This is a genomic window from Salipiger bermudensis, assembly GCF_020171625.1.
GTDB lineage: Bacteria > Pseudomonadota > Alphaproteobacteria > Rhodobacterales > Rhodobacteraceae > Salipiger > Salipiger bermudensis_B.
The window spans coordinates 539,982-559,776 of record NZ_JAIUZY010000004.1 but is presented as its reverse complement, the minus strand read 5'-3'; the positions used below and the strand labels follow the sequence as shown (position 1 = coordinate 559,776).

20 protein-coding genes and 1 riboswitch are annotated in these 19,795 nt (G+C 68.4%); of the genes, 9 read left to right on the top strand and 11 right to left on the bottom strand.

Features of this window, described 5'->3' with window-relative positions; genetic code table 11:
* Positions 1 to 6 precede the first annotated feature (6 nt).
* The 5 genes from LCM15_RS09275 to LCM15_RS09255 form a co-directional block, all read right to left on the bottom strand.
* The gene (locus LCM15_RS09275; RefSeq protein ID WP_224855654.1) at positions 7 to 168 is read right to left on the bottom strand and encodes a hypothetical protein; all 162 of its coding nucleotides are present in this window, start codon (positions 166 to 168) and stop codon (positions 7 to 9) included.
* A gap of 10 nt (positions 169 to 178) precedes the next feature.
* Positions 179 to 994 (bottom strand): universal stress protein, encoded by an 816-nt coding sequence (locus LCM15_RS09270; RefSeq protein ID WP_224855652.1) that lies wholly within the window; start codon positions 992 to 994, stop codon positions 179 to 181.
* 1 nt (position 995) lies between these two features.
* Positions 996 to 2,084: a 4-oxalomesaconate tautomerase gene (locus LCM15_RS09265; RefSeq protein WP_224855650.1), complete on the bottom strand. Its 1,089-nt coding sequence runs from the start codon at positions 2,082 to 2,084 to the stop codon at positions 996 to 998.
* Positions 2,085 to 2,102: 18 nt separating this feature from the next.
* Positions 2,103 to 4,133: a tripartite tricarboxylate transporter permease gene (locus tag LCM15_RS09260; RefSeq protein ID WP_224855648.1), complete on the bottom strand. Its 2,031-nt coding sequence runs from the start codon at positions 4,131 to 4,133 to the stop codon at positions 2,103 to 2,105.
* Between the two features lie 89 nt (positions 4,134 to 4,222).
* Positions 4,223 to 5,299 carry a tricarboxylate transporter gene (locus LCM15_RS09255; protein ID WP_224855646.1) on the bottom strand — a complete coding sequence of 359 codons (1,077 nt, stop codon included), beginning with the start codon at positions 5,297 to 5,299 and terminating at the stop codon, positions 4,223 to 4,225.
* Positions 5,300 to 5,447: 148 nt separating this feature from the next.
* On the opposite strand from LCM15_RS09255, the gene LCM15_RS09250 reads away from it, so the two are divergent.
* Both LCM15_RS09250 and LCM15_RS09245 read left to right on the top strand, forming a co-directional pair.
* A complete protein-coding gene (locus LCM15_RS09250) occupies positions 5,448 to 6,119 on the top strand; it encodes a response regulator transcription factor (RefSeq protein ID WP_224855644.1) in 672 nt (223 codons plus the stop codon).
* A complete protein-coding gene (locus LCM15_RS09245; protein WP_224855642.1) occupies positions 6,109 to 7,491 on the top strand; it encodes a sensor histidine kinase in 1,383 nt (460 codons plus the stop codon). Before LCM15_RS09250 ends, LCM15_RS09245 begins: the two co-directional genes overlap by 11 nt.
* Positions 7,492 to 7,500: 9 nt before the next feature.
* Here the strand turns inward: LCM15_RS09245 and LCM15_RS09240 are convergent, their stop codons facing one another.
* Genes LCM15_RS09240 through LCM15_RS09225 form a run of 4 tightly spaced genes read right to left on the bottom strand, consistent with a single transcriptional unit; the run spans position 7,501 to position 11,487 of the window.
* Positions 7,501 to 8,799 (bottom strand): F390 synthetase-related protein, encoded by a 1,299-nt coding sequence (locus LCM15_RS09240; RefSeq protein ID WP_224855640.1) that lies wholly within the window; start codon positions 8,797 to 8,799, stop codon positions 7,501 to 7,503.
* A complete protein-coding gene (locus LCM15_RS09235; RefSeq protein WP_224855637.1) occupies positions 8,796 to 9,581 on the bottom strand; it encodes an MBL fold metallo-hydrolase in 786 nt (261 codons plus the stop codon). Before LCM15_RS09235 ends, LCM15_RS09240 begins: the two co-directional genes overlap by 4 nt.
* A complete protein-coding gene (locus LCM15_RS09230) occupies positions 9,569 to 10,504 on the bottom strand; it encodes an NAD-dependent epimerase/dehydratase family protein (protein ID WP_224855635.1) in 936 nt (311 codons plus the stop codon). The genes LCM15_RS09235 and LCM15_RS09230 overlap by 13 nt, the downstream gene beginning before the upstream one ends.
* A complete protein-coding gene (locus LCM15_RS09225) occupies positions 10,504 to 11,487 on the bottom strand; it encodes a 3-oxoacyl-[acyl-carrier-protein] synthase III C-terminal domain-containing protein (RefSeq protein WP_224855633.1) in 984 nt (327 codons plus the stop codon). The genes LCM15_RS09230 and LCM15_RS09225 overlap by 1 nt, the downstream gene beginning before the upstream one ends.
* A 103-nt stretch (positions 11,488 to 11,590) precedes the next feature.
* Here LCM15_RS09225 and LCM15_RS09220 point away from each other — a divergent pair, with 103 nt between their 5' ends.
* Positions 11,591 to 12,181, top strand: a complete 591-nt coding sequence (locus LCM15_RS09220; RefSeq protein WP_224855632.1) for a TetR/AcrR family transcriptional regulator — start codon at positions 11,591 to 11,593, stop codon at positions 12,179 to 12,181.
* A complete protein-coding gene (locus LCM15_RS09215) occupies positions 12,178 to 13,272 on the top strand; it encodes a sulfotransferase (protein WP_224855630.1) in 1,095 nt (364 codons plus the stop codon). The genes LCM15_RS09220 and LCM15_RS09215 overlap by 4 nt, the downstream gene beginning before the upstream one ends.
* A 180-nt stretch (positions 13,273 to 13,452) precedes the next feature.
* On the opposite strand, the gene LCM15_RS09210 is transcribed toward LCM15_RS09215, so the two are convergent.
* Positions 13,453 to 13,872 carry a VOC family protein gene (locus tag LCM15_RS09210; RefSeq protein ID WP_224855628.1) on the bottom strand — a complete coding sequence of 140 codons (420 nt, stop codon included), beginning with the start codon at positions 13,870 to 13,872 and terminating at the stop codon, positions 13,453 to 13,455.
* Between the two features lie 150 nt (positions 13,873 to 14,022).
* Positions 14,023 to 14,886 carry an NAD(P)H-binding protein gene (locus LCM15_RS09205; RefSeq protein ID WP_224855626.1) on the bottom strand — a complete coding sequence of 288 codons (864 nt, stop codon included), beginning with the start codon at positions 14,884 to 14,886 and terminating at the stop codon, positions 14,023 to 14,025.
* A gap of 114 nt (positions 14,887 to 15,000) precedes the next feature.
* Here LCM15_RS09205 and LCM15_RS09200 point away from each other — a divergent pair, with 114 nt between their 5' ends.
* From LCM15_RS09200 to LCM15_RS09180, 5 genes are all read left to right on the top strand, one after another.
* A complete protein-coding gene (locus LCM15_RS09200; protein WP_224855624.1) occupies positions 15,001 to 15,906 on the top strand; it encodes a LysR family transcriptional regulator in 906 nt (301 codons plus the stop codon).
* Positions 15,907 to 16,078: 172 nt separating this feature from the next.
* A riboswitch (cobalamin riboswitch) is annotated at positions 16,079 to 16,269 on the top strand.
* 101 nt (positions 16,270 to 16,370) lie between these two features.
* On the top strand, positions 16,371 to 17,381 hold the full coding sequence (locus tag LCM15_RS09195; RefSeq protein ID WP_224855622.1) for an ABC transporter substrate-binding protein: 1,011 nt from the start codon (positions 16,371 to 16,373) through the stop codon (positions 17,379 to 17,381).
* Entirely contained in the window at positions 17,378 to 18,436 is a 1,059-nt protein-coding gene (locus LCM15_RS09190) for a FecCD family ABC transporter permease (RefSeq protein ID WP_224855620.1), read from the top strand. Before LCM15_RS09195 ends, LCM15_RS09190 begins: the two co-directional genes overlap by 4 nt.
* Complete coding sequence (locus LCM15_RS09185; protein WP_224855618.1) at positions 18,433 to 19,194, top strand: ABC transporter ATP-binding protein; 762 nt, start codon at positions 18,433 to 18,435, stop codon at positions 19,192 to 19,194. Before LCM15_RS09190 ends, LCM15_RS09185 begins: the two co-directional genes overlap by 4 nt.
* Before the next feature lie 10 nt (positions 19,195 to 19,204).
* Positions 19,205 to 19,615: a pseudoazurin gene (locus tag LCM15_RS09180; RefSeq protein WP_224855616.1), complete on the top strand. Its 411-nt coding sequence runs from the start codon at positions 19,205 to 19,207 to the stop codon at positions 19,613 to 19,615.
* The last annotated feature ends 180 nt before the right edge of the window (positions 19,616 to 19,795 follow it).

Sequence of the window (19,795 nt, the reverse complement as noted above, 5' to 3'; positions counted from 1 at the left end):
GCTCTCTCAGCCTTGCGGGGACAGCGCCTTGATGGCGCGGCTGACGCGGTCGTGCAAGATCGCATGGTCGGTCTCGGTGACCTGCTCGGCGAGGGCGGGCTGCGACAGCTCCCTGCGGAAGTCTTCCAGCTCGCGGCGCAGCAGCGCCAGTTTCTCGAAGGGGGTCATGACGGGCCTCTCAGTGGGACAGCAGGACGGGGATGTCGATCCGGGACAGCACCTCGGAGGTGACGCCGCCCAGCAGGTCTTCGCGGAACTTGGAATGCTCGAAGGCGCCCAGAACCAGCAGCGACGGGCGGTGCTTTTCGCACCAGCTCAGCAGGGTCGGGGCAACGGGATGAGAGGTGGGCCATTCCTCGAGGGTGGCGTCGACCTCGTGGCGGGCGAGGTGGGTCATCAAATCCTGAATTGGCCAGCTCGCACGCGGCCCGACGGTCAGAACGCTGACCCGGCCCGCATCCTCGAGCAGGCGAAGACTGTCGGACAAGGCGCGCGCGGCGGCACGGCCACCGTCCCAGGCGAGCGCCGCGTGGGTCAGACGCCCATCGCCCTCGTAGCCCGCCGGGACCACGACCACCGGGCGCCCCGACATCAGCGCGATGCGGTCCGGGTGCAGGGTCACGTGTTCGTCGTCGGTCTCTGCGTGGCTTCCGACGATGAGCATGTCGTAATGCCGGGCCGCCTCGGACAGAACGGTGTCGACGCGGCCTTTCACCTCCCTCAGCTGCAGCGTGTTGGTCAGCCCCAGCGCGCTGCGCTCGGCCTCGAACCGGGCCTCGATGTCGCGCAGGACGTTGGCGCCGACCTCGTCGAGCAGCGCGCGCGCTTCCTTCGGAATCCAGCGCGAGCGCTTGTCGATGACCTCGTGGGCGGTGTGGGCCAGCATCGCCGTGACATGCGCGCCGAGCCGGTCGGCCAGCGCCGCGGCATAGCGCAAGGCGGCAACCGAGCCTTCGGAGCCGTTGAAGGCGACGAGCAGGTTCATCATCGGCATCTTATCGGCCTTTCCAGACAGAGGCGGGCACGTAGACCTGCCCGTCCGCCAGCTTGCGCGCGGTGCGCAGCAGCCCGGCGGAGTTGAGGGTGAATTGGTCGGTCATGTCGAAATCCACGAGCACCTCGATGGTGCCCGAGGCGTGTTCCAGCACGACATTGGCCGGGCTCTCGGCGGGCCGCTCGAGCAGCCCGTCCGCCACCGTGCCCGGTGTTAGCGCGCAGGAGGCAAGGCATTGCGATCCGGTGACCGCCATCGACGGGTGCGTGGTCCAGGGCATGAAATAGCGGGTCGCGATCGTTCCGCCATCGCGCGCCGGGGCCAGCAGGCCGAACTTCGGCGTGACCGATTTCGACACGTCGCCCATGCCCATGGCGGCGCCGGCCTGAAGGCGCACCGCCTCCATGCGGGCGAAGAACTCGCGGTTCTCGTCCAGCTCCTGCACCGTCTCGTGGCCCGAAAGGCCGAAGTCTTCGGCGCGGGCGATGACCATCGGCATGGCCACGTCCATGCAGGTGACCTCGATGTCGTCAAAGCTGTCGTGCAGGTTTCCGGTGGGCAGGAACGCCCCGGTCGACGAGCCCACAACGCCCATGAAGCTGAGCGCGATGGGGGCGGCGGTGCCGGGCACGCCGGCGATGGCGGTGTCGCCGCCATAGCGCAGCGCGCCGCCCGGGGTTTGCACCCGTGCCAGCACCCGCGCCCCGGTGTTCACGGCGCGGATGCGTATCTCGGTCTCGTCGCCGGTGGGGGCGACGAGACCCATCTCGATGGCCGCCGGGCCGACGCCCGACAGGATGTTGCCGCAGGTCGGCTTGAAGTCGACCAGCCGCTCGTCGACGGACACCTGGGCGAAGAAGTAATCCACGTCCGCCCAGTCGTCCTCCGACGGCGACAGTATGGCGACCTTCGTGGTCACCGCCACACCGCCGCCGATGCCGTCGATGTTGATCGGATGGCCCGCGCCGAGAACCTCGATCAGCACCTCGGCGAGGGTCTCGCGGTCCTCGGGCAGGTCGGCGCGATTGAAGTACGGTCCCCGCGAGGTGCCGCCACGCATGAAGACGAAGGGAATGCCGGTCTGTGTCATGTCAATGTCTCCGGAAGGTCAGTGCAGCGGCCAGGGCAGATCGACGGCGTCCTGCAGAAGGCCCGGCGGGAAGTCGCGGTTGAGCGCACCCGCCATCACGCACATCAGCGCGAGGCCGCAGGCCGTGAGGATCAGCGTCTTGGGCCAGGGGGCCTGGGCGCGCACCCTCAGGAAGACGACGAGGAAGCCGGCCAGCGCGAGGATGAAGCCCACGAAATAGGTCGCGGCGATCAGGCTCGCGAACCAGGCCAGCGTGCCCCACAGCCCGTAGGGCGCGTCGGCGTCCTCGCCCGAAGCTTCCTTGTCGGCGAAGATCGTGTTGCCCTCGGGGCGCAGGATCATCTGCACCAGCAGGATGAGCAGGGCGACCAGGGTGATGCCCCCGATCACCAGCGGCACGATCTTGTCCGTCATGTTGTAGTCGGGGATGGCGTTGGCGTTGAGCAGCGCGGTCACGACATACGCCATGATCACCAGCAGGAAGACGATCGGCGCGCGCTTCGAGCCGGACTGGACGTCGCCCTCGGCCATGATGGTCTTGGCCTGACGCAGACCCAGAACGACCGACACCACGGTGATGATCAGCAGCACGATGACGATCGGCGAGAAGATGTAGTCCATCCCCTCCTCGAACGACCGGCGGAAGCGGAAGGACGCGATCTGGAAGGCCTGGTTCGAGAATTTCTCGACCGGGTTGGACAGCACGAACCCGATCAGGAAGGCCGGGCGCGACCAGTCGAAGCGGCGCAGGAAGATGCCGATCAGGCCAATGGCGAACAGCGCAAGGATGTCCTCGAAGTTCTGTCCGGACTGGAAGGCCGCGAAGGCGATCAGCATGAACAGGAACGGCGCGAGATAGGTGAAGCGGATGGTGGTCAGCTTCGCGATGCCGCCCGAGACGCCGATGCACAGCAGCGTGCCGACGACGTTGGCCAGCGCCAGCAGCCAGACGATGGAATAGGTGATGTCGAGGTTGTCGCGGAGCATGGCCGGGCCGACCTCGATGTCGCCCGATCCCAGCAGGGCGATCGCCCCGATGAAGATCGCCATGGAGCCCGAGCCGGGAATGCCGAACAGGAGGGTGGGCACGAGGCCGCCACCTTCCTTGGCGTTGTTCGAGCTTTCCGGCCCGATCACGCCGCGGATCTCGCCCTTGCCGAAGTTCGACTTGTCCTTGGTGGTCTGCACCGCGTGGCCATAGGCGATCCAGTCGACCACCGAGCCGCCGAGGCCGGGGATCACGCCCACCAGCACGCCGATCAGCGAGCAGCGGACCGACAGCCATTTGTTCGCGAACCAGTCGCGCACGCCGTCCATCCAGCCGGCGCCGAGCGAGGCGTTCTTGGAGATCGACTGGTCCTGCCGCAGCAGCGAGACGATCTCGGGCACGGCAAAGATGCCGAGGCCCACGATGACGAGTTGCAGGCCGTCGGTGAGATAGGGGAAATCATAGCTCGCCATACGCAGCGAGCCGCCGGCATCCGCGACACCGATGGTGCCGATCAACATGCCCAGACCCGCCGCCGCAAGCCCCTTGAGCGCGACGCGCCCCGCGAGCACCGCGACCATCGACAGGCCCAGCACCGAGATCATCAGCATCTCGGGCAGGCCGAACGCCAGCACGAGCGGCCGCGCGACGACGATGAACAGCGTCAGGAAGCAGGCGCCGACAAGGCCGCCGAAGAGCGAGGCGGTGAAGGCCGCCGACAGCGCCCGCGCCGCCTGGCCCTTGCGCGCCAGCGGAAACCCGTCGAGCACCGTCGCCTGTGAGGCGGACGAGCCCGGAATGCCCATGAGCACGGAAGAGAACGTGTCCGAGGTGGGCACCACGGCCACCATGCCGATCATCAGCGCAAGACCCAGCACGGGTTCCATGCCGAACATGAAGGGCAGCAGCAACGACAGGCCGGCGATGCCGCCGAGGCCGGGAAAGACGCCGACCGCAAGCCCCATGACCACTCCCAGGACCAGATAGCCCAGGACCAGAGGTTGCAGGATGAGAGCCCATGCGTCGGCAAGCGCCGGCAGGGCGGTCGCGAAGAGATCCATCGCACCGTTCTTTCGGTTGAGTTTTCAGAAGGAAGTCGAAAAGGGCGGGCCCCCCGGGGGAGGAGAAAGGGGGCCCGCCTGCGCGACGATTACTTGATCGTCACGCCGTAGGAGTCCTTGAGCCAGTCGATGACATAGGCCTTGGCCTCGGGCGACACCGTGGTCGCCTCCTTTGTCGCCTTGACCGCGCCTTCGCCGACGAACATCGGGTACTGACCCACTTCGTTCGACGAGATCTCGGCGAAGTCGGGGCGCGCGCGCACCGCTTCGAAGGCCGCGACATAGGTGTCGATCACCTCTTGCGGGGTGCCCTGCGGCAGGAACGCGATCTTCTGCGACGGATAGCCCGCGATGAAGAAGGCCTTCCAGGCGTCCCAGGCCACGCCCTCGGTCTCACAGCCCTCGGTCGCGGCGCAGACTTCCTTGAACGACGGCATGTCCGGGAAGGTCGGATCGCGGACGATGGCACCGTCTTCGTCGAGCGCGCCCCAGCTCATCATCGGCACGGCGGTGCCGGCCTCGACCAGTTCGGCGCCGCCGGACAGGTAGCCCGAGGAGGTCTGGTAATCGATGGTGGCCTCGCCGCGCTCGAACATCAGGCGACCGTCACCGCGGCCCTTGATGCCGAACACCGGCTCCACGTTCATGCCGAGCAGCTTCCACGCCAGCAGCGGCACCAGGTCGAGCCCGGTGGCCCCCTGCGAACCGAAGATCAGGTTGACGTCCTGAAGCCCGTTGGCCGAGCCGTCGAACTTCGCGCCGTCTTCCGGGTTCAGGTAGGCGACACCGCCGGTGCCCGTCGCCATGACCGGGATCCAGTCGCCGTACTCGTAGCGCACCCGCGGGTCGTCGAGCAGATAGGGGAACTGGGTCGAGCCGGAGGACCCGAACAGCATCGTACCGTCCTCGTATTCCTGCTCCTGGAACCAGTTCGCGCCCTTCGTCGAGCCGGCGCCGGGCATGAATTTCACGACCACGGTCGGTTCGCCGGGCAGCTCCTGCGCCAGCAGCGGCGCGAAGAAGTTCGCCCATTTTGCCGAACCGCCGGTTTCCGAGAACGGGATCACCCATTCGATCGTCTTTCCGGAGAAGTCGACTTCGGCCAGCGCCGGGGCGCTCAGCAGGGCGAGAGTTGCAGCCGAGGCGGCAAGGGTCTTGATGGTCATTGGTGTCCTCCCGTAGACCTTTACGCGCCGGACAGGCGCCCGACGCTTTAAGAGTTATTCGTTCAAGGGACTGATTCCCTCCTCCAACGGCGGAAACATGCCGTGCCAACCTTGCGTGAAACTTGCGCAAATCGACAAAGGCATCCGAATGCGTATCGCCGTGATCGAAGACAACGAAGCCCTGGCGCACGGGATCGCGTTCCGGTTGCGCGACCGCGGCCACTCCGTTGATCTGCTGCATGACGGCGCCGAGGCGGATGCGTTCCTCGCGCAGGAGGGGGCGGATCTGGTGGTGCTGGATCTGAACCTGCTGCACATGGAAGGGCTCGAGGTCCTGCGCGCCATGCGACGCCGCGGCGACGGCACGCCGGTGATCCTGCTGACCGCGCGGTCCGAGACGGCGGAACGCGTCGCGGGGCTCGATGCCGGGGCGGACGACTACCTCACCAAGCCGTTCGAGATGGACGAGCTGGAGGCCCGGCTTCGTGCCATGGCCCGGCGCAAGAACCTTGAATTCGCGGCGCGCGACAGGCTGGGGCCGCTGATCTTCGACCGCAACGCCCGGCAACTCCTGCAGAACGAGACGCCGCTCGACATTCCCCGGAAGGAGATCGCGACGCTGGAATGCCTGCTCGAGCGCCGCGGGCGCATCGTCTCCAAGGCGCAGTTGATCAGCCATGTCTACGGCACCGGGTCCGACGCCGACGAAACCGCGATCGAACCGCATGTCTCGCGGCTGCGCAAGCGGCTCGAACCGTTCGGCATCCGCATCAAGACCGCGCGCGGGCTTGGCTACATGCTTGATTCAGATGGCGAATAAACGGCGCGGGAGCGCGCGGCGCCGGGCACTTTCGCTGCGGCTGAGGCTGTTTCTCGTGATCCTGCCGCCGCTGTTCGCGGTGTCGATCCTTCTGGGTCTGTGGCGCTTCCATGCGGCGCAGGAAACCTCCGACGAACTCTTCGACCGCGGCCTGCTCGCCGCGGCGCTGGCAATCTCGCGGGATGTGGCGATCTCGGAGGGCGATGCGCTGTCGCCCATCACCCGCAGCTTCATCTCCGACGCCGGCGGGGGCGAGATCTTTTATCACGTCACCGGGCCGGGCGGGTATTACGTCACGGGCTATGCCTACCCTCCGCGTCATCCCTCGGGCTTCGACCCAACGGTGCCAAACTACTACGTCGCCGATTACCGGGGCGAGGAGATGCGCGTGCTGCGGATGACCGAGGCCCGCACCATCGCCAATCTCACCGGCGACAGCGTGGTGACCGTCTGGCAGCGCGTGAGCGACCGGCAGGCCTTCGCGCGGGAACTGGCCTTGCGGGCGATCGCGTTGATCGCCGGGCTGATGGCCACGCTGGCGCTGGTCGTCTGGTTCGGGGTGCAGCTCGGGCTGCGGCCGCTCAACGATCTTCAGGAGGCGATCCGGATCCGCTCGCCGGATGATCTCGCCCTGATCCGCCGCCCGGTGCCCAAGGAGGTCGCGGGGGTGGTCGGCACGCTGAACCGCCTGTTCGGGCAGGTGAAGGACAACATCGAGGCGCATCAGGTGTTCATTTCCGACGCCGCGCATCAGCTGCGCAACCCTGCCGCCGCGCTTCTGGCGCTTGCCGAAACGCTTCCGGATGTCACCGACGAGAGCGAGAGGGACGCCCGGCAGGCAGAGCTGATCGATGCGGCGCGTTCCACGGCGCGTCTGACCAACCAGCTGCTTCAGCTCGAGCGCCTGCGCTATGGCGACACCGGCGCGCGGCAGGTGTTCGACCTGAACGATGTCATCGAAGAGGTGTGTCAGGCGCGCGCGCACGCGGCCCTGACGCGCGACCTCGACTTTTCGCTCGATCGCTGCGCCGAGCCTCTGCCGGTTGAGGCAGACCCGACCCTCATCGGCGAGGCGGTGACCAATCTCGTGGACAACGCTTTGCGCCATGGCGGCGACGAGATGACCCGGATCACCGTGAGGACCGCACCGAGCGAGGCGGGCGTCACCGTCACCGTGCAGGACGACGGTGTCGGCATCCCCTCAGAGCAGTCGGAGGCCGCGTTCCGCCGGTTCTCGCAGCTTCGCAACGGCGAGGGCACCGGCCTTGGCCTGTCCATCGTCGAGCAGGTCGTGCGCCGGCATCACGGCAGCGTGCGTCTGGTCGCGGCGGCGAGAGGCACGACGATCCGCATCGAGTTGCCGCGCGCGTAGGGCAGGCGGCTAAGCGCTTCGCCGATCTTCGGCGAGGGACATCTGGTCCGTCGCGACCCGGATCCGCCGGCGCTTGAACCCGCTGTCCGGCGGAAGGCCCTCGCGGACCACAAGCGTCGGCGGCGCGACCCGGAACTGCCGGGCAAGCTCGGACACACGCGCCCGCAACGCGGCCTCGGTGTCTGGCCCCACCTGCTCGAGGCTGATCGTCAGGGCATCCGCGTGCTGCACGACGCGATAGTCGCCGACCGCCTGGTCAAGGCTGGCCAACATGGTGCGGATGGCTTCTGCCGGAATGAGGCGCGGTCCGTCGGGCCCCTTCCACCAGAGCATGTCGTCCTCTCGCCCTTCGATCCTCGCGATTCGCGAACAGGCCGAGCCGCAGGGGCAAGGGGTCTCGTCGGGCACAAGGACATCGTTGAGCCGATAGTTCAGCAGCGGCAGGCTTTCGCGCGTGAAGTCGTGGATCACCGGGCAGAACGCCCCGCTTTCCGGATCGACCACGTCGCGCTCGATCCGCATCCACGCTTCGTTGAGATGCAGGTTGCCGGCCGGGCAGGTGAAGGCAAGCACGCCCTCCGTCGCCTGATAGACCTCGTCGACCTGCGTGCGGAAGGCGCGGGCGATCGCCGCGCGGTCCGAAGGTCCGAGGCTTTCCGCGACCGAGACCACCCGCTGCGGCTGCACCGCAAGCCGGCCCTCCGACTGGGCGCGTGCCAGAAAGGACAGGACACCGGCGGGGGCAATCAGGACGGTGGGGGCGAAGTCACCCAGCCCTTGCAGATGCGCGTCCATCCCCTGCGTCACGTCGAAGAACTCGAACCGGAGCAGGGGATTGCTCAGCGACCGGTAGAGCGCGTTGTCCGCCCGCATGAAGAACGCCACCCTCTGCCGGCGCCGGAGGTCGGGCCAGAAGCGTCCCGACATGATCGCCGCCCAGAGCCGTCGTTCGCGCGGGGTGGTCAGGAACAATCCCCGCTGGCCGGAGGTCCCGGTCGAAAGGCCGACGCCGACCCTACCGATCATCGGAGAGAAATCCCGGCTGCGCTCCGCCTCGAGGGCGACCTCGAACGCTTCCTCCCGGTCGATGCCGCAGGTGTTGATCGCGGTGAAGCTCTCCATCAGTCGCGCCTTGTCCATGCGGGGCAGCGCGTGAAGCGGCGTGTCGATATGGTCTTGGTAGAAGGGCGAGCGGGGCATGATGCGGCGCCGGAACCGCGCCATGGCGCGGGATTGATGCGCCTCGATCTCCGCACGCGAGCGCAGGCCCCGGCCGTAGCGGGTCTGCAGGAAGGCTGTGATGCTCATGGCGCAGCCTCCCGGCAGTGCGACGGCACAATAACGATCTCCGGCCGAGCGCGCATGAGCGCCTGCAGGCGTCCGAAGGTGTCGCGGTAGCGGCCCGCGTTTCCCAGCCGCCCAAGGATGGGCGCGGGCGGGAGCCGGCCACTGCGCAGCGCGCTTCGGGCATAGGCCGCGTCGGCGATCAGGAAGGTGTTGGCCGCAGGCAGCCACAAGCCGATCTGGCCCACGCCGTGGCCGGGCAGGGGAATGGCAATCGCGTCGCCGGTGCCGGTCACGTCGTGGCCTTGCGGAAACCCCGGAAGGCCGGTCTCGACCAGCGCGCCACCCTCGACCGGCTGCGGCGCACGCGACAGGACCGCCTCGCGCAGGGCCATGGGGCAGGCCGCCAGCGTGGCGCTCACCTCGGACCTGAGGCCCCTGAGGTGGGCGATGGCCTCGGTCGACGCCAGAACCGGCGTTCCCTCCGCGATCTCGGGCAGCCCCGCCACGTGGTCGCCATGCATGTGGCTCAGCACCACCATGTCGGGCTGGCGGGGCAATTGCCGTGTCAGGCGTTCCTCCGCGGGAAGGGTGACCGGTGTCGCCCAGCGATAGGCGCGGGCCGGAAAGCTCTTCGTGGCGCTGAAGAACGCCTCGCCATAGCCGCAGTCGAACAGGATGGCCGCATCGGCGGTCTCGACAAGCGTCACCAGCGCGGGGAGGTCGACCTCCCCCCGATCCGGCAGGCCGGCGGCAAAGCCGCGCACCCGGCAGCTTCCGACACGGAACACGTTCACGCGAAGCATTCGTCGAGCCCCTCTTCAAGTCTGACCTTCGGCTCATACCCGAGATCGCGTCTGGCCGCGCCGATGTCGAGGGTCAGGGAGCGCCCGATCGAGACGACGGCCTGCCGGGTCAGCGCGGGCTCCTTGCCGCCGAGCAATGGGGCGGCCCGTTCCATCACCCCGGCCATCTTGTAGGCAAGGCCGAAGGGCAGGCGGATCGGTCTCGGGCGATAGCCGCCCTTCTCGCAGACAAGCTCCGCCAAGGCACGGAATGTGAATACCTCGCCGGAGCTGATGTTCCACACCCCTCCGCCGGGGCCGTCTGCCGCAAGGCGCATGGCCTGCGCCGCGTCGTGGCGGTGGGTCAGGTCGATGCGCGCGCTGCCGCGCTCGATCAGCGGCAGGATGCCCCGCTCGAAGGTGGCCCGGAGCCTCGGCAGAAGCGCGCGATCGTGTCGGCCATAGATCGCCCGTGGGCGGATCGCAGTACACCGCATCGCGGCCGTGTCGGAGCCCAGTACAAGCGTCTCGGCCGCGCGCTTGCTGTCCGCGTAGGGGGAGAGGGCGCGCGCCGGCAGGCTCGCATCCTCCGTGACGTGCAACCTGTCGCGCCCGTCCGCGTAGAGGCTCGGGGTCGAGGCAAAGACGAAGCGCGCGACACCCGCGGCGCGGGCGCTGTCGAGCAGGCGCGCGGTCGCCGTGACATTGGCGGCGTGGAACGCCTGCGGGCTGCCCCATCCGCCGCTCATCGCCGCGCAGTGAAAGACGGCATCGACGCCGTCCACGAGCGGGCCAAGATCGTCACATGTGAGATCGGCCGCCATGAAGTCCGGCAGGTCTACGGGGGTTCGGGCCGTGGTGCGCAGGGACCATCCATGCGCCCCGAGCTCCTCGATCATCGCGCGGCCGAGACAGCCGCTTGCTCCGGTAATCAGCGCTTTCATCAGAACCTCAGAACCGTGCCACCAAGGGAAATGCCGGCGGAGGTGCCCATCAGCAGGGCGGTCTGGCCGCGGCGAAGCTGCTGCGAGCGGACCGCGTGATCCAGCGCGCTGGGGATCGACGCCGCCACCTGGTTGCCGGTGCGGGCGAAGATGTTCACGACCTTCTCGGCCTTCAACCGCAACCCGCGCGTCACGTGCGACAGGGCCTGCGCGCTCGCCTGGTGGGGGACGATGCAGTCGATCTGATCGACGCCGATCCCGGCGCCGGACACCAGCTTGGCCAAAAACCGCGGCAGCCGACGCGAGGCCACCCGGAAGGCCAGCCCGCCATCCATCCGGAAGGTCTCGTCCCCGGGCTGTGCCCCGCGGGCGGGATTGACCCGGGTGCCCCCGGCGGCCAGCACGCAGGCGTCGCGCCCCTCGGCATAGGTCTCGAACCCATGGGCCATGATGCTGCCCTCGCCACGGCCCAGCACCACGGCGCCGGCGCCGTCCCCAAAGATCGCGGCGCCTTCGGGACGGGACCAGTCGAGCCCGACCGACGCGATGTCGGCAGAAAAGATCAGGACGCGGCGGGCCCGGTTCGCCTCCAGCCACATGCCCGCAAGATCCAGCGCCTGAAGGAAGCTCAGACAGGTCGCGTTGACGTCGAAGGCCGGGATCCCCGAACTTGCAAGACCCAGCCGGTCCTGCACCAGAACCGCGGTCGAGGGGATGGGCTGCTCCATCACGCCGCAGGCGCCGATGATCAGGTCGAGCTCGTCCGCCCGGCAGCCCGCCATCTCCAGCGCGCGTTCCGCGGCCCTGACGGCCATGAAGGAGGAGGTCTCGTCATCGCTGGCCACATGCCGGGCATGGAGCCCGAACCGGGACAGCGACTGGCCCGTGGGCCATCCCATGCGGGTGTCGATCTCGTCCGAGGTCAGGCAGGTCCGGGGCAGGTAGCTGCCGGTGCCGAGGATGGTGGTCGTGGTTGGAAACATGATCTCGTCGCCCGTTAATGAACGTTGTCCATTAACATTGACATGCCAGTTTATTTCGTCAAGTATGTTTTTGAACGATGTCCATTAATAATTTGAGGACCCAATGGCCCGTCCCAGACAATACGATCCCGAGGACCTGCGGCGCCGTGTCATCGTTGCCGCAAGGAGCCTCCTGCAGGAGGGTGGCCCGCCCGCCCTGACCGCCCGTGGGCTGGCCGAGGCGGTCGGCGTGACCAGCGGAACGATATACGCCCAGTTCGGCGGCCTTCGCGGCGTCATCCTCGAGGTCAACCGCGAGACGTTCAGCGAATTGCGCGCCACGATCGAAGCCCTTCCGGAGGCGTCGCCCGAGGTCTGGCTCTACAATCTGGCAGATGCCTATGTGGACTTCATGCTGAGACGGCAGGGCGTCTGGCAGGCTCTGTTCGAAGGGCCCCGACGCGACGATGTCGCGCCCGATTGGTATCTTCAAATGATCAAGAAGCTGCTCGGCCGGATTGCGGCCCCGCTGGCGGAAATCTCTCCCGAGGGAGACGCCGCCGGTCGCGCGGAAGAGCTGTTTCTGGCAGTCCACGGCATCGTGGCCATGGCCGCCGCCGACCGGCTGCACATGGTCTCTAGCCGGTCCCCCGAAGCTCTCGCGCGGGAAGCCGTCGCAACCATGGTGCGCGCGATCGCGCCAGCGCAATCATGACGGCCCCGAAACAACAAGATCCGGACACGTGCCGCGGCCAGCTCGGCGGCGGTCTGATCCTGGGGTCTGCCCGCTGCGGGTCGACCCTTGTGTCCGAGATCCTCAATCGCCACCCCGATATCCTCTCGGTGTCCGAGTTGTTCTCGACCGTTGGGCCACATGCGTTCCGACCCGATGTCCTGTCGGGCGCGCAACTCTGGCGCCACCTGTCGCGCCCGTCGCGGGCGCTTTCGAAGATCGGCAATCCCGACACGGCGCCGCGGGAATTCCTCTACGGCCAGACCGAGGACCCGGAGCACGACCCATGGCTCTGCCCGCCGATCCTTGCCATCACGCTGCCCCATCTCAGTGACGATCCGGACGCGCTGTTCCGGACGCTGTCGCAGGAGGTGCCTACATGGCCGAAGCGCGCGCTGGCCGCGCAGTATCGCGCGCTCTTCGCGGTGTTGGCGCGCGAGCGGGGAGGGCGGCAGGTCTGGGTCGAGCGCTCCGGCGGATCCCTCGTCGCGGCGGGCACGCTGCTCGAGGTGTTCCCGGAGGCCCGTCCGGTCCTGCTCACGCGGAGCGGCCCGGACACCGTCCTGTCGATGCGGGACTATCCCGCGACGCGTCTGGCGATCTGGATGTGGCGCCGGCTGTCCTGGACCGGCCTCGACCTGCTGTCGCCGCGGCACCACTACGGACGCGGCGCGATCTGGCCTCTCATCGCGACGCTCGGCGGGGTCGGGGGGCTTGGGCATATCGTGAAGCGGCGCCCTTCGCTGGAAGAGTGCGGCGCCTTCTGGTCGGACCTGACGTGCCGGGGGGTGGCAGCGCTCGCGGGGCAAACGCCGCTCGTGCTCTCCTACGAGAACTTGTGCCAGTCACCAAAGGAGGAAATCCGTCGTCTCGGCACGTATCTCGCGGGGACGGCCCCCTCCGAGTGGCTCCGGACAACCGCCACTCTGCCCCGCCCGCGGCCCTCGCGGCTGCAGGCCCTGAGCCCGGCCGAGCGCGACGTGCTCGAGACCGCCTGCGCCCCCGGCGAAGATGCTCTGGCAAGGTTCACGGCAGGGGCGCCTGTCGGCTCGGCGGAGAGGATCGCAGGGTGACTGGTCTCTGACGGGCACCTCAGCCTGTTCCGGGGGCGGTGGTGTGGCGCTCCCGGGCAAATGTGCTTTCGCCAAGTTCACAGCAGGGGCGCGTGTCGGTTCTGCGGTCGGGATCGCAGGATGACCGGACCCTGACGGGCACCTCAGCCTGTTCCGGGGCGTCGTCGCGCCGCTACCGGCTCATCCCGGCTGGAACAGCTCCACGAGCATTCCTTCGTTGTCGTGGATGAAGGCAAAGCGCGACTCGCTGCCGTCGGGAACGTCGCGGGGCGGGGCGACGATCTCCACCTTCCGTCTCCGAAGCTCGGCAACCGCTGCCTCGAGATCGGCCACCGCGAGCGCCAGATGGCCGATCCCGCCGATCTTGAGGTTGGTGTCGGGCCGGCGGCGGTCCTCGCTCATCGGCGTTGCCGCCTCATTCTGGAAGAGTTCGATCCGGATGTCGCCGCGGCCGATGAACGCCGCGCGCACGCCGGGCCAGCCGTATGTGGAAAGCAGCTCGAAACCCAGCGTATTCCGATACCAAGCGATGCTCGCATCGAGGTCGCGCACGGTGGCGCCGACATGGTGAAGGCCGGTAAGGGCGATGGTCTGTGTCATGATCTTGGTTCCCGGTTTGGTGAGGTCAGTGGTCTGTAGGCGCTGGATGATTGCTCTAAGGGCCTCGGGGGTCGGCGGACGCGACGGCCGGTCCGATGGGGGTGTCGATCCCGCCCGCACCAGCGTAACAGGCGTCGTCCCATGCCCACCTCAGAGCGATGCACGGGCCAGTACGGCCCGCATCGGAACCGTGGCGCGCCCGAGAAGGCGGGCGAGGGTCGGGTCCGGGCGGTTGAACTCGCCCGCTCTTGCGGCCCGGAAATAGCCCGTCATCACGGCGATCGCGCCCTCAGGGGCGCCGGTCTGCCGCGCGCGACGCGCGATCTCCTCTTCCGACACCACCTCCCGCGTGATGTCGCGGCCCGTCACCTCCGAGGCGAGGCGGGCGAGCGCCGCAAGGTCGAGAGCTTCGGCCCCGGTGAGCGGGGGCGTGGCACCGTTGATCGTCTCTTTCCCGGCGAGCAGCCGGGCATCGGCCTCGGCGAGGTCGTCATGCGTGACCCAGGCGACCTTGCCGTCTTCGGGGCCGACGAGCGCCCCCCGCGCAAAGCCGTGGGCGTTCATTTCAAGAGCGCTTGCCGCGTAGAACCCGTGGCGCAGCGCGGTCCAGGCGAGGCCGGACCCGGCCAGCATGGACTCGGTGGCCGCATGATCGCGTCCGGGCGGGAACTGCGACTCCGGAGACGCCGAGATCTGGCTCGTATAGAGCAGGCGCCCGACGCCAACCTCGCGCGCCATGTCGATCGCCACGCGGTGCTGCGCGATCGGATCGCCCCCGCGGGCTGCGGCGTTCGAGGACACGAGCAAGATCCGTTCCGCGCCCTCCCACGCATGGCGCAGGCTGGCAGGGTCGTCGTAGTCGCCGCGCCGCACGCGGATGCCCGCCTCAGGGAGATCGGCGGCCCGGCTCGGGTCGCGGGTGCTGACCCCGATCCGATCCGCGGGCACAAACGCCCTCAGATGATCCACGACCCTCCGGCCAAGCTGTCCGGTCGCTCCCGTGACGATGAGCATAGCGGTCTCCCTTCAGCAGCGGGCGGACCCGACCACGTCGGTGCCCCCACGACAGGGATCTAGCTGTTCCGGGTAACGGTGACTACGCGCCGGTTTTCGAATACGGTGTTCTCCATGAAGAACAGAGATTCCTTCGACGACCTCGCGATCTTTCACACCGTCGTCCGCGAGGGGGGCTTCCGCGCCGCGTCGCGGCGGCTCGGCCTCGCGCCCTCGAAGGTCAGCACCACGGTCGCGCGGATGGAGGCCGAGTTGGGCGTGCCTCTGTTGCGGCGCACGACGCGCAGCGTTTCGACCACCGATGCCGGGCGCACGCTGGCCGAACGGATCGGTCCCCTGCTGGAAGGGCTCGATGCCGCCCGCGCCGAGGCGGCGGAGGGCGCGGACCGCGTGACCGGCCGGCTCAAGCTCAACGTGCCGGGGGCGGTCATGCCCGACATGCTGCCTCCGCTGCTCGCCGCGTTTCATGCGCGCCATCCCGACGTGGAGGTGGAAATCGTTGTCGAGAACGGCATCGTCGACATTGTGGCCGCCGGTTGCGACGCCGGCATCCGCTACGAGGACATTCTCGCGCAGGACATGATCTCGGTGCCGGTTGGCCCGCGGATGCAGCAGATTGCCCTTGCCGCCGCGCCGGCGTACCTCGACGCGCACGGCACGCCGACGGCACCGCACGATCTGATCGAACATCAGGCGATCCGCTACCGCCTGCCGGACGGCCGGCTCCTGCCGTGGCAGTTGGTCGAGGATGGCGGAACGATCGCGGTCGAACCGATCCCGCGGCTTGTCCTCGGCGTCAACGCGATCAACACGGGCCTCGGGTTCGCGCGCGCCGGCATCGGCATCATCGCGACGTTCCGCAATTGGCTGGAGGCGGATTTCACGCGCGGCGATCTCGTGCCGATCCTGCCCGAACACTGGCCCGCCCGCACCGGGCCTCGCCTGTACTATCCGAACCGCCACGCGCCGCGGCCTCTGCGGGCCTTCATCGAGCTGTGCCTGGATCATCCTGCGGGCTGAGCGCCAACCGGACCAGGCGCCTGGCGAGATCGAGGGCACGCGTCCCGGGCGCGGGGGCGTCTGTCATCGCCCTCGCTGCACCCGTCATCTTCCGGCACTGAGGGCCCGCCGGTCTCGCGCCCGGTCTGACAAGATGACGCGCGACTGCTGATTGCCAGCTTCGGAAAAACCTGCCACTGGTCTCGGTGTCGGTTTCCTTCGGGAATGAAAAGGGAATCCGTTCCGGTCTTGGCCGGGAAACGGAACTGCCCCCGCAACTGTAGGCGGTGAGCGCCTCTCGATATGCCACTGGGATCGTCCCGGGAAGGCGAGAGGTGCCGCGACCCGCCAGTCAGGAGACCTGCCGACGAGCATAAACCATGACCGGACGGGGTGTGCCGGGGCGGGAAACTCGACGTGGCCGGCCCGGCCGCACTCCGTTTCGCGTCTTGCCCCAGACGGTCCTATCTGACGGGACGGATCGGATGAGACAGACCTTGATGACGGCTACGCTAGTGGTGGCTGCGGCAGGTGCCCTACACGCGCAGCAGACGGACTACCCCCTGACATTGACGAATTGCGGCGTCGAGCTGTCTTTCGACGCCGCGCCGGGCAGTGCGGTGACCATCGGACAATCGGCGACCGAGACGCTCTATTCCCTCGGCCTAGCGCCGAAGGTCTCGGGCACCGCGGTCTGGTTCAACCCGGTGCTGCCGGAATATGCCGAGGTGAACGCGGGCATCGAACGGCTGGCCGACAACGATCCCAGCTTCGAAAGCGTGGTGGCGAAGAAACCCGGCCTCGTCGCCGTGCAATACGAATGGCACGTGGGCGAAAGCGGGATCGTGGGCACGCGCGAGATGTTCCACGACATCGGCATCCCGACCTACATCATGCCGGCCGATTGCGACACCAAGGACAACTCCACCGGCGGCGACGGCACCCGCACCGGCGCGTTCGAAACCGCGTCGGTCTACAAGGGCATTCGCGAATTGTCCCAGATCTTCGACGTGGCGGAGGCGGGCGAGACGCTGGTCGCAGACCTGAAGGCCATCGAGGCCGACGCGATCGCCCGCGCCGAAGATGTCGACCTGCCGGACGACCTGTCGGCGGTGTTCTGGTTCTCGTCCGCCGATGTCGAGATCGACCCCTACGTGGCGGGGCAGCTCGGCGCGCCGGGCTACATGATGGACGCGCTCGGCATCGACAACGTCATCAAGTCCGACGAGGAATGGCCGACGGTCGGGTGGGAGAGCATCGCCCGCGCGGATCCGGACGTCATCGTCATCGCCTATATGGACCGTCGCCGCTTCCCGGCCGACGATGTCGAGCAGAAGCTGGAGTTCCTGCGCAACGACCCCGTCGCAAGCCAGATGACGGCTGTGCAGGAAGGACGGATCGTGCAGATGGATGCCCATGCGATGAGCGCGACCATGCGGTCGATCTACGGGCTGGAAACCCTGTCCGACGCGCTGTCGGAGATGTCGTTCGAATGACGGTCGTGGCCGCGCCGCTTCGCACGGCACCGCGGCGCGGCCTCCTGCTCGCCCCGGTCGTCCTGGCGCTGACCATCCTGGCCGGCACCGCGATCGGAGAGACCCGCCTGCCGTTCATCACGGTGCTGCAGACCCTCGCCAACCAGCTTTGGGAGGCCGGCTATCCCGTCGACAGGATCGATGCCGGGATCATCTGGAGCTATCGCCTGCCGCGGGCCATCGTGGCTGCCTGCTGCGGTGCCGGGCTGGCGCTGACCGGCGTCGTGCTGCAGGCGCTGCTGCGCAACCCGCTCGCCGACCCCTACCTCATGGGCCTGTCCGCGGGGGCATCGACCGGGGCGGTTCTGGTGACGGTGGCGGGCGTGGGCGGCGGCGCGGTCTCGATGTCGCTCGGGGCGCTGGGCGGAGCGCTGCTCGCCTTCGGCTGCGTCGTCGTGCTGGCCCACGCGGTGAGCGGAGGGGCAGGCGGCGGCCGCGCGACGCAGGCCGCCGCGGCAATCATCCTCGCCGGCATCGCCGGGTCGCAGATGTTCAATGCGTTGACGGCCTTTGTCATCGCGCGCTCGGCCAATGCCGAGCAGGCGCGCGGCATCATGTTCTGGCTCATGGGCAACCTCTCCGGCGTTCGGTGGGAGGATGTCGCCTCCTGCAGCCTCGTCTCCATTGCGGGGGTGGGCCTGTGCATCTGGCACCGGCGCGGGCTCGACGCCTTTTCCTTCGGGGCGGACGGGGCGGCCTCCCTCGGGATCAACGTCCCGGCCCTGCGCGGGAGCCTCATCACGGCGACCGCGATCATGGTGGGCGTGCTTGTCTCGAAGGTGGGGGCGATCGGCTTCGTGGGCCTTGTCGTGCCCCACGCCATGCGCTTCCTCGTCGGCGCGCGCCACGATCGTCTGGTGCCCGCCTCGGCGCTTGCGGGGGCCGTGTTCCTCGTCGCGGCGGATGTGATCAGCCGCGTCATCGTCCCGGGGCAGGTGCTGCCGATCGGGGTGGTGACCGCGCTCGTCGGCGCGCCGGCCTTCGCGCTGATCCTCGTGCGGGGGGCGCGGCGATGAAGATCGAGGTGCAGGCCCTGTCGGCGCGCGTGCATCGCACGCCGCTTCTCGAAGACATGACCTTCCGGATCGAACCGGGGGAGCTGTTCGGCCTGATCGGTCCCAACGGATCGGGCAAGTCGACCCTGATGCGCTGTCTCGCCGGGCTGAGCCGGCCCTCCGCCGGGCGCGTTCTGGCCGACGGGGCGGACCTCAAACGGATGCCCGCGAGGCGACGCGCGCGGCGCATCGCTTTCGTCGAGCAGCAGGCCGACACGACGGACCGCCTGACGGTCCGCAACGCGGTCGAACTTGGGCGAACGCCTTATCTTTCGCCGCTGCGGGGCTGGAGCGAGATCGACGATGCGGCGGTGTCGGACGCGCTCAAAGCGGTGGAGATGACCGCCTTTGCCACCCGCCTCTGGCACACCCTCTCGGGCGGCGAACGGCAGCGCGTCCACATCGCCCGGGCGCTCGCGCAGGCCCCCGAACTGCTCCTTCTGGACGAGCCGACCAACCATCTCGACATCCGCCATCAGCTTTCGCTGCTGGACCTCGTCGGGCGCCTGCCGATCACCCGCGTCATCGCGCTGCATGATCTCAATCAGGCCACGGCCTGCGACCGGATCGGGGTGCTCCGCGGCGGGCGACTGTTCGCCACCGGTGCCCCGTCAGAGGTTCTGAACGAAACGCTGCTGGCCGAGGTCTTCGGCGTCGCGGCGACGCGCCATGCGGCGCCCGACGGCGCGCCGCGCCTGCACTTTTCTCATGCCCTTTGAAGGATTTCCCATGCGCTTGTCGATTGCTTTGCTCGCCCTTCTGCCCACCATCGGACATGCCGAAATCCACGACGTGGCCATGCTCACCCGCGGGGACACCGGTGCGATGGTCTACGAACCCGCCTATCTCGAGATTGCCGCCGGCGACACGGTCCGCTTCCTGCCCACGCAGCGCGGCCACAACGCGGCGTCGATCCCCGAGATGCTGCCCGACGGAGCCGGGCGCTTCATCGGAAAGATCGACGAGGAACTCTTGGTCGTCTTCGAGGTCGAGGGCCGCTACGGCATCAAGTGCTCGCCGCATTATGCGATGGGCATGGTGATGATCGTCGACGTGGGGGAGGTGGCTAAGGCAGCGCCGCTGCCCGATGCGCTGCCGACCCGAGCGCGGGAGCGGATGTCGGAGATCCTTGCGCGATAAGAGGCTCGGAAGACTGGCCTCTGTGACCGCGCAGAAACAGGTAGACCCCGGTTCGCCGCCGGCGCCATGAGCCGTATCCGGCGGACGGCCCCTTGCTGCGCGGCGACCGCGCGGTTCCTCCGCAGTGCGGGCCTCGGGCCGCGAGACGCTGCCGCACGTCGCCGCGAGCGGCGGGCAAAG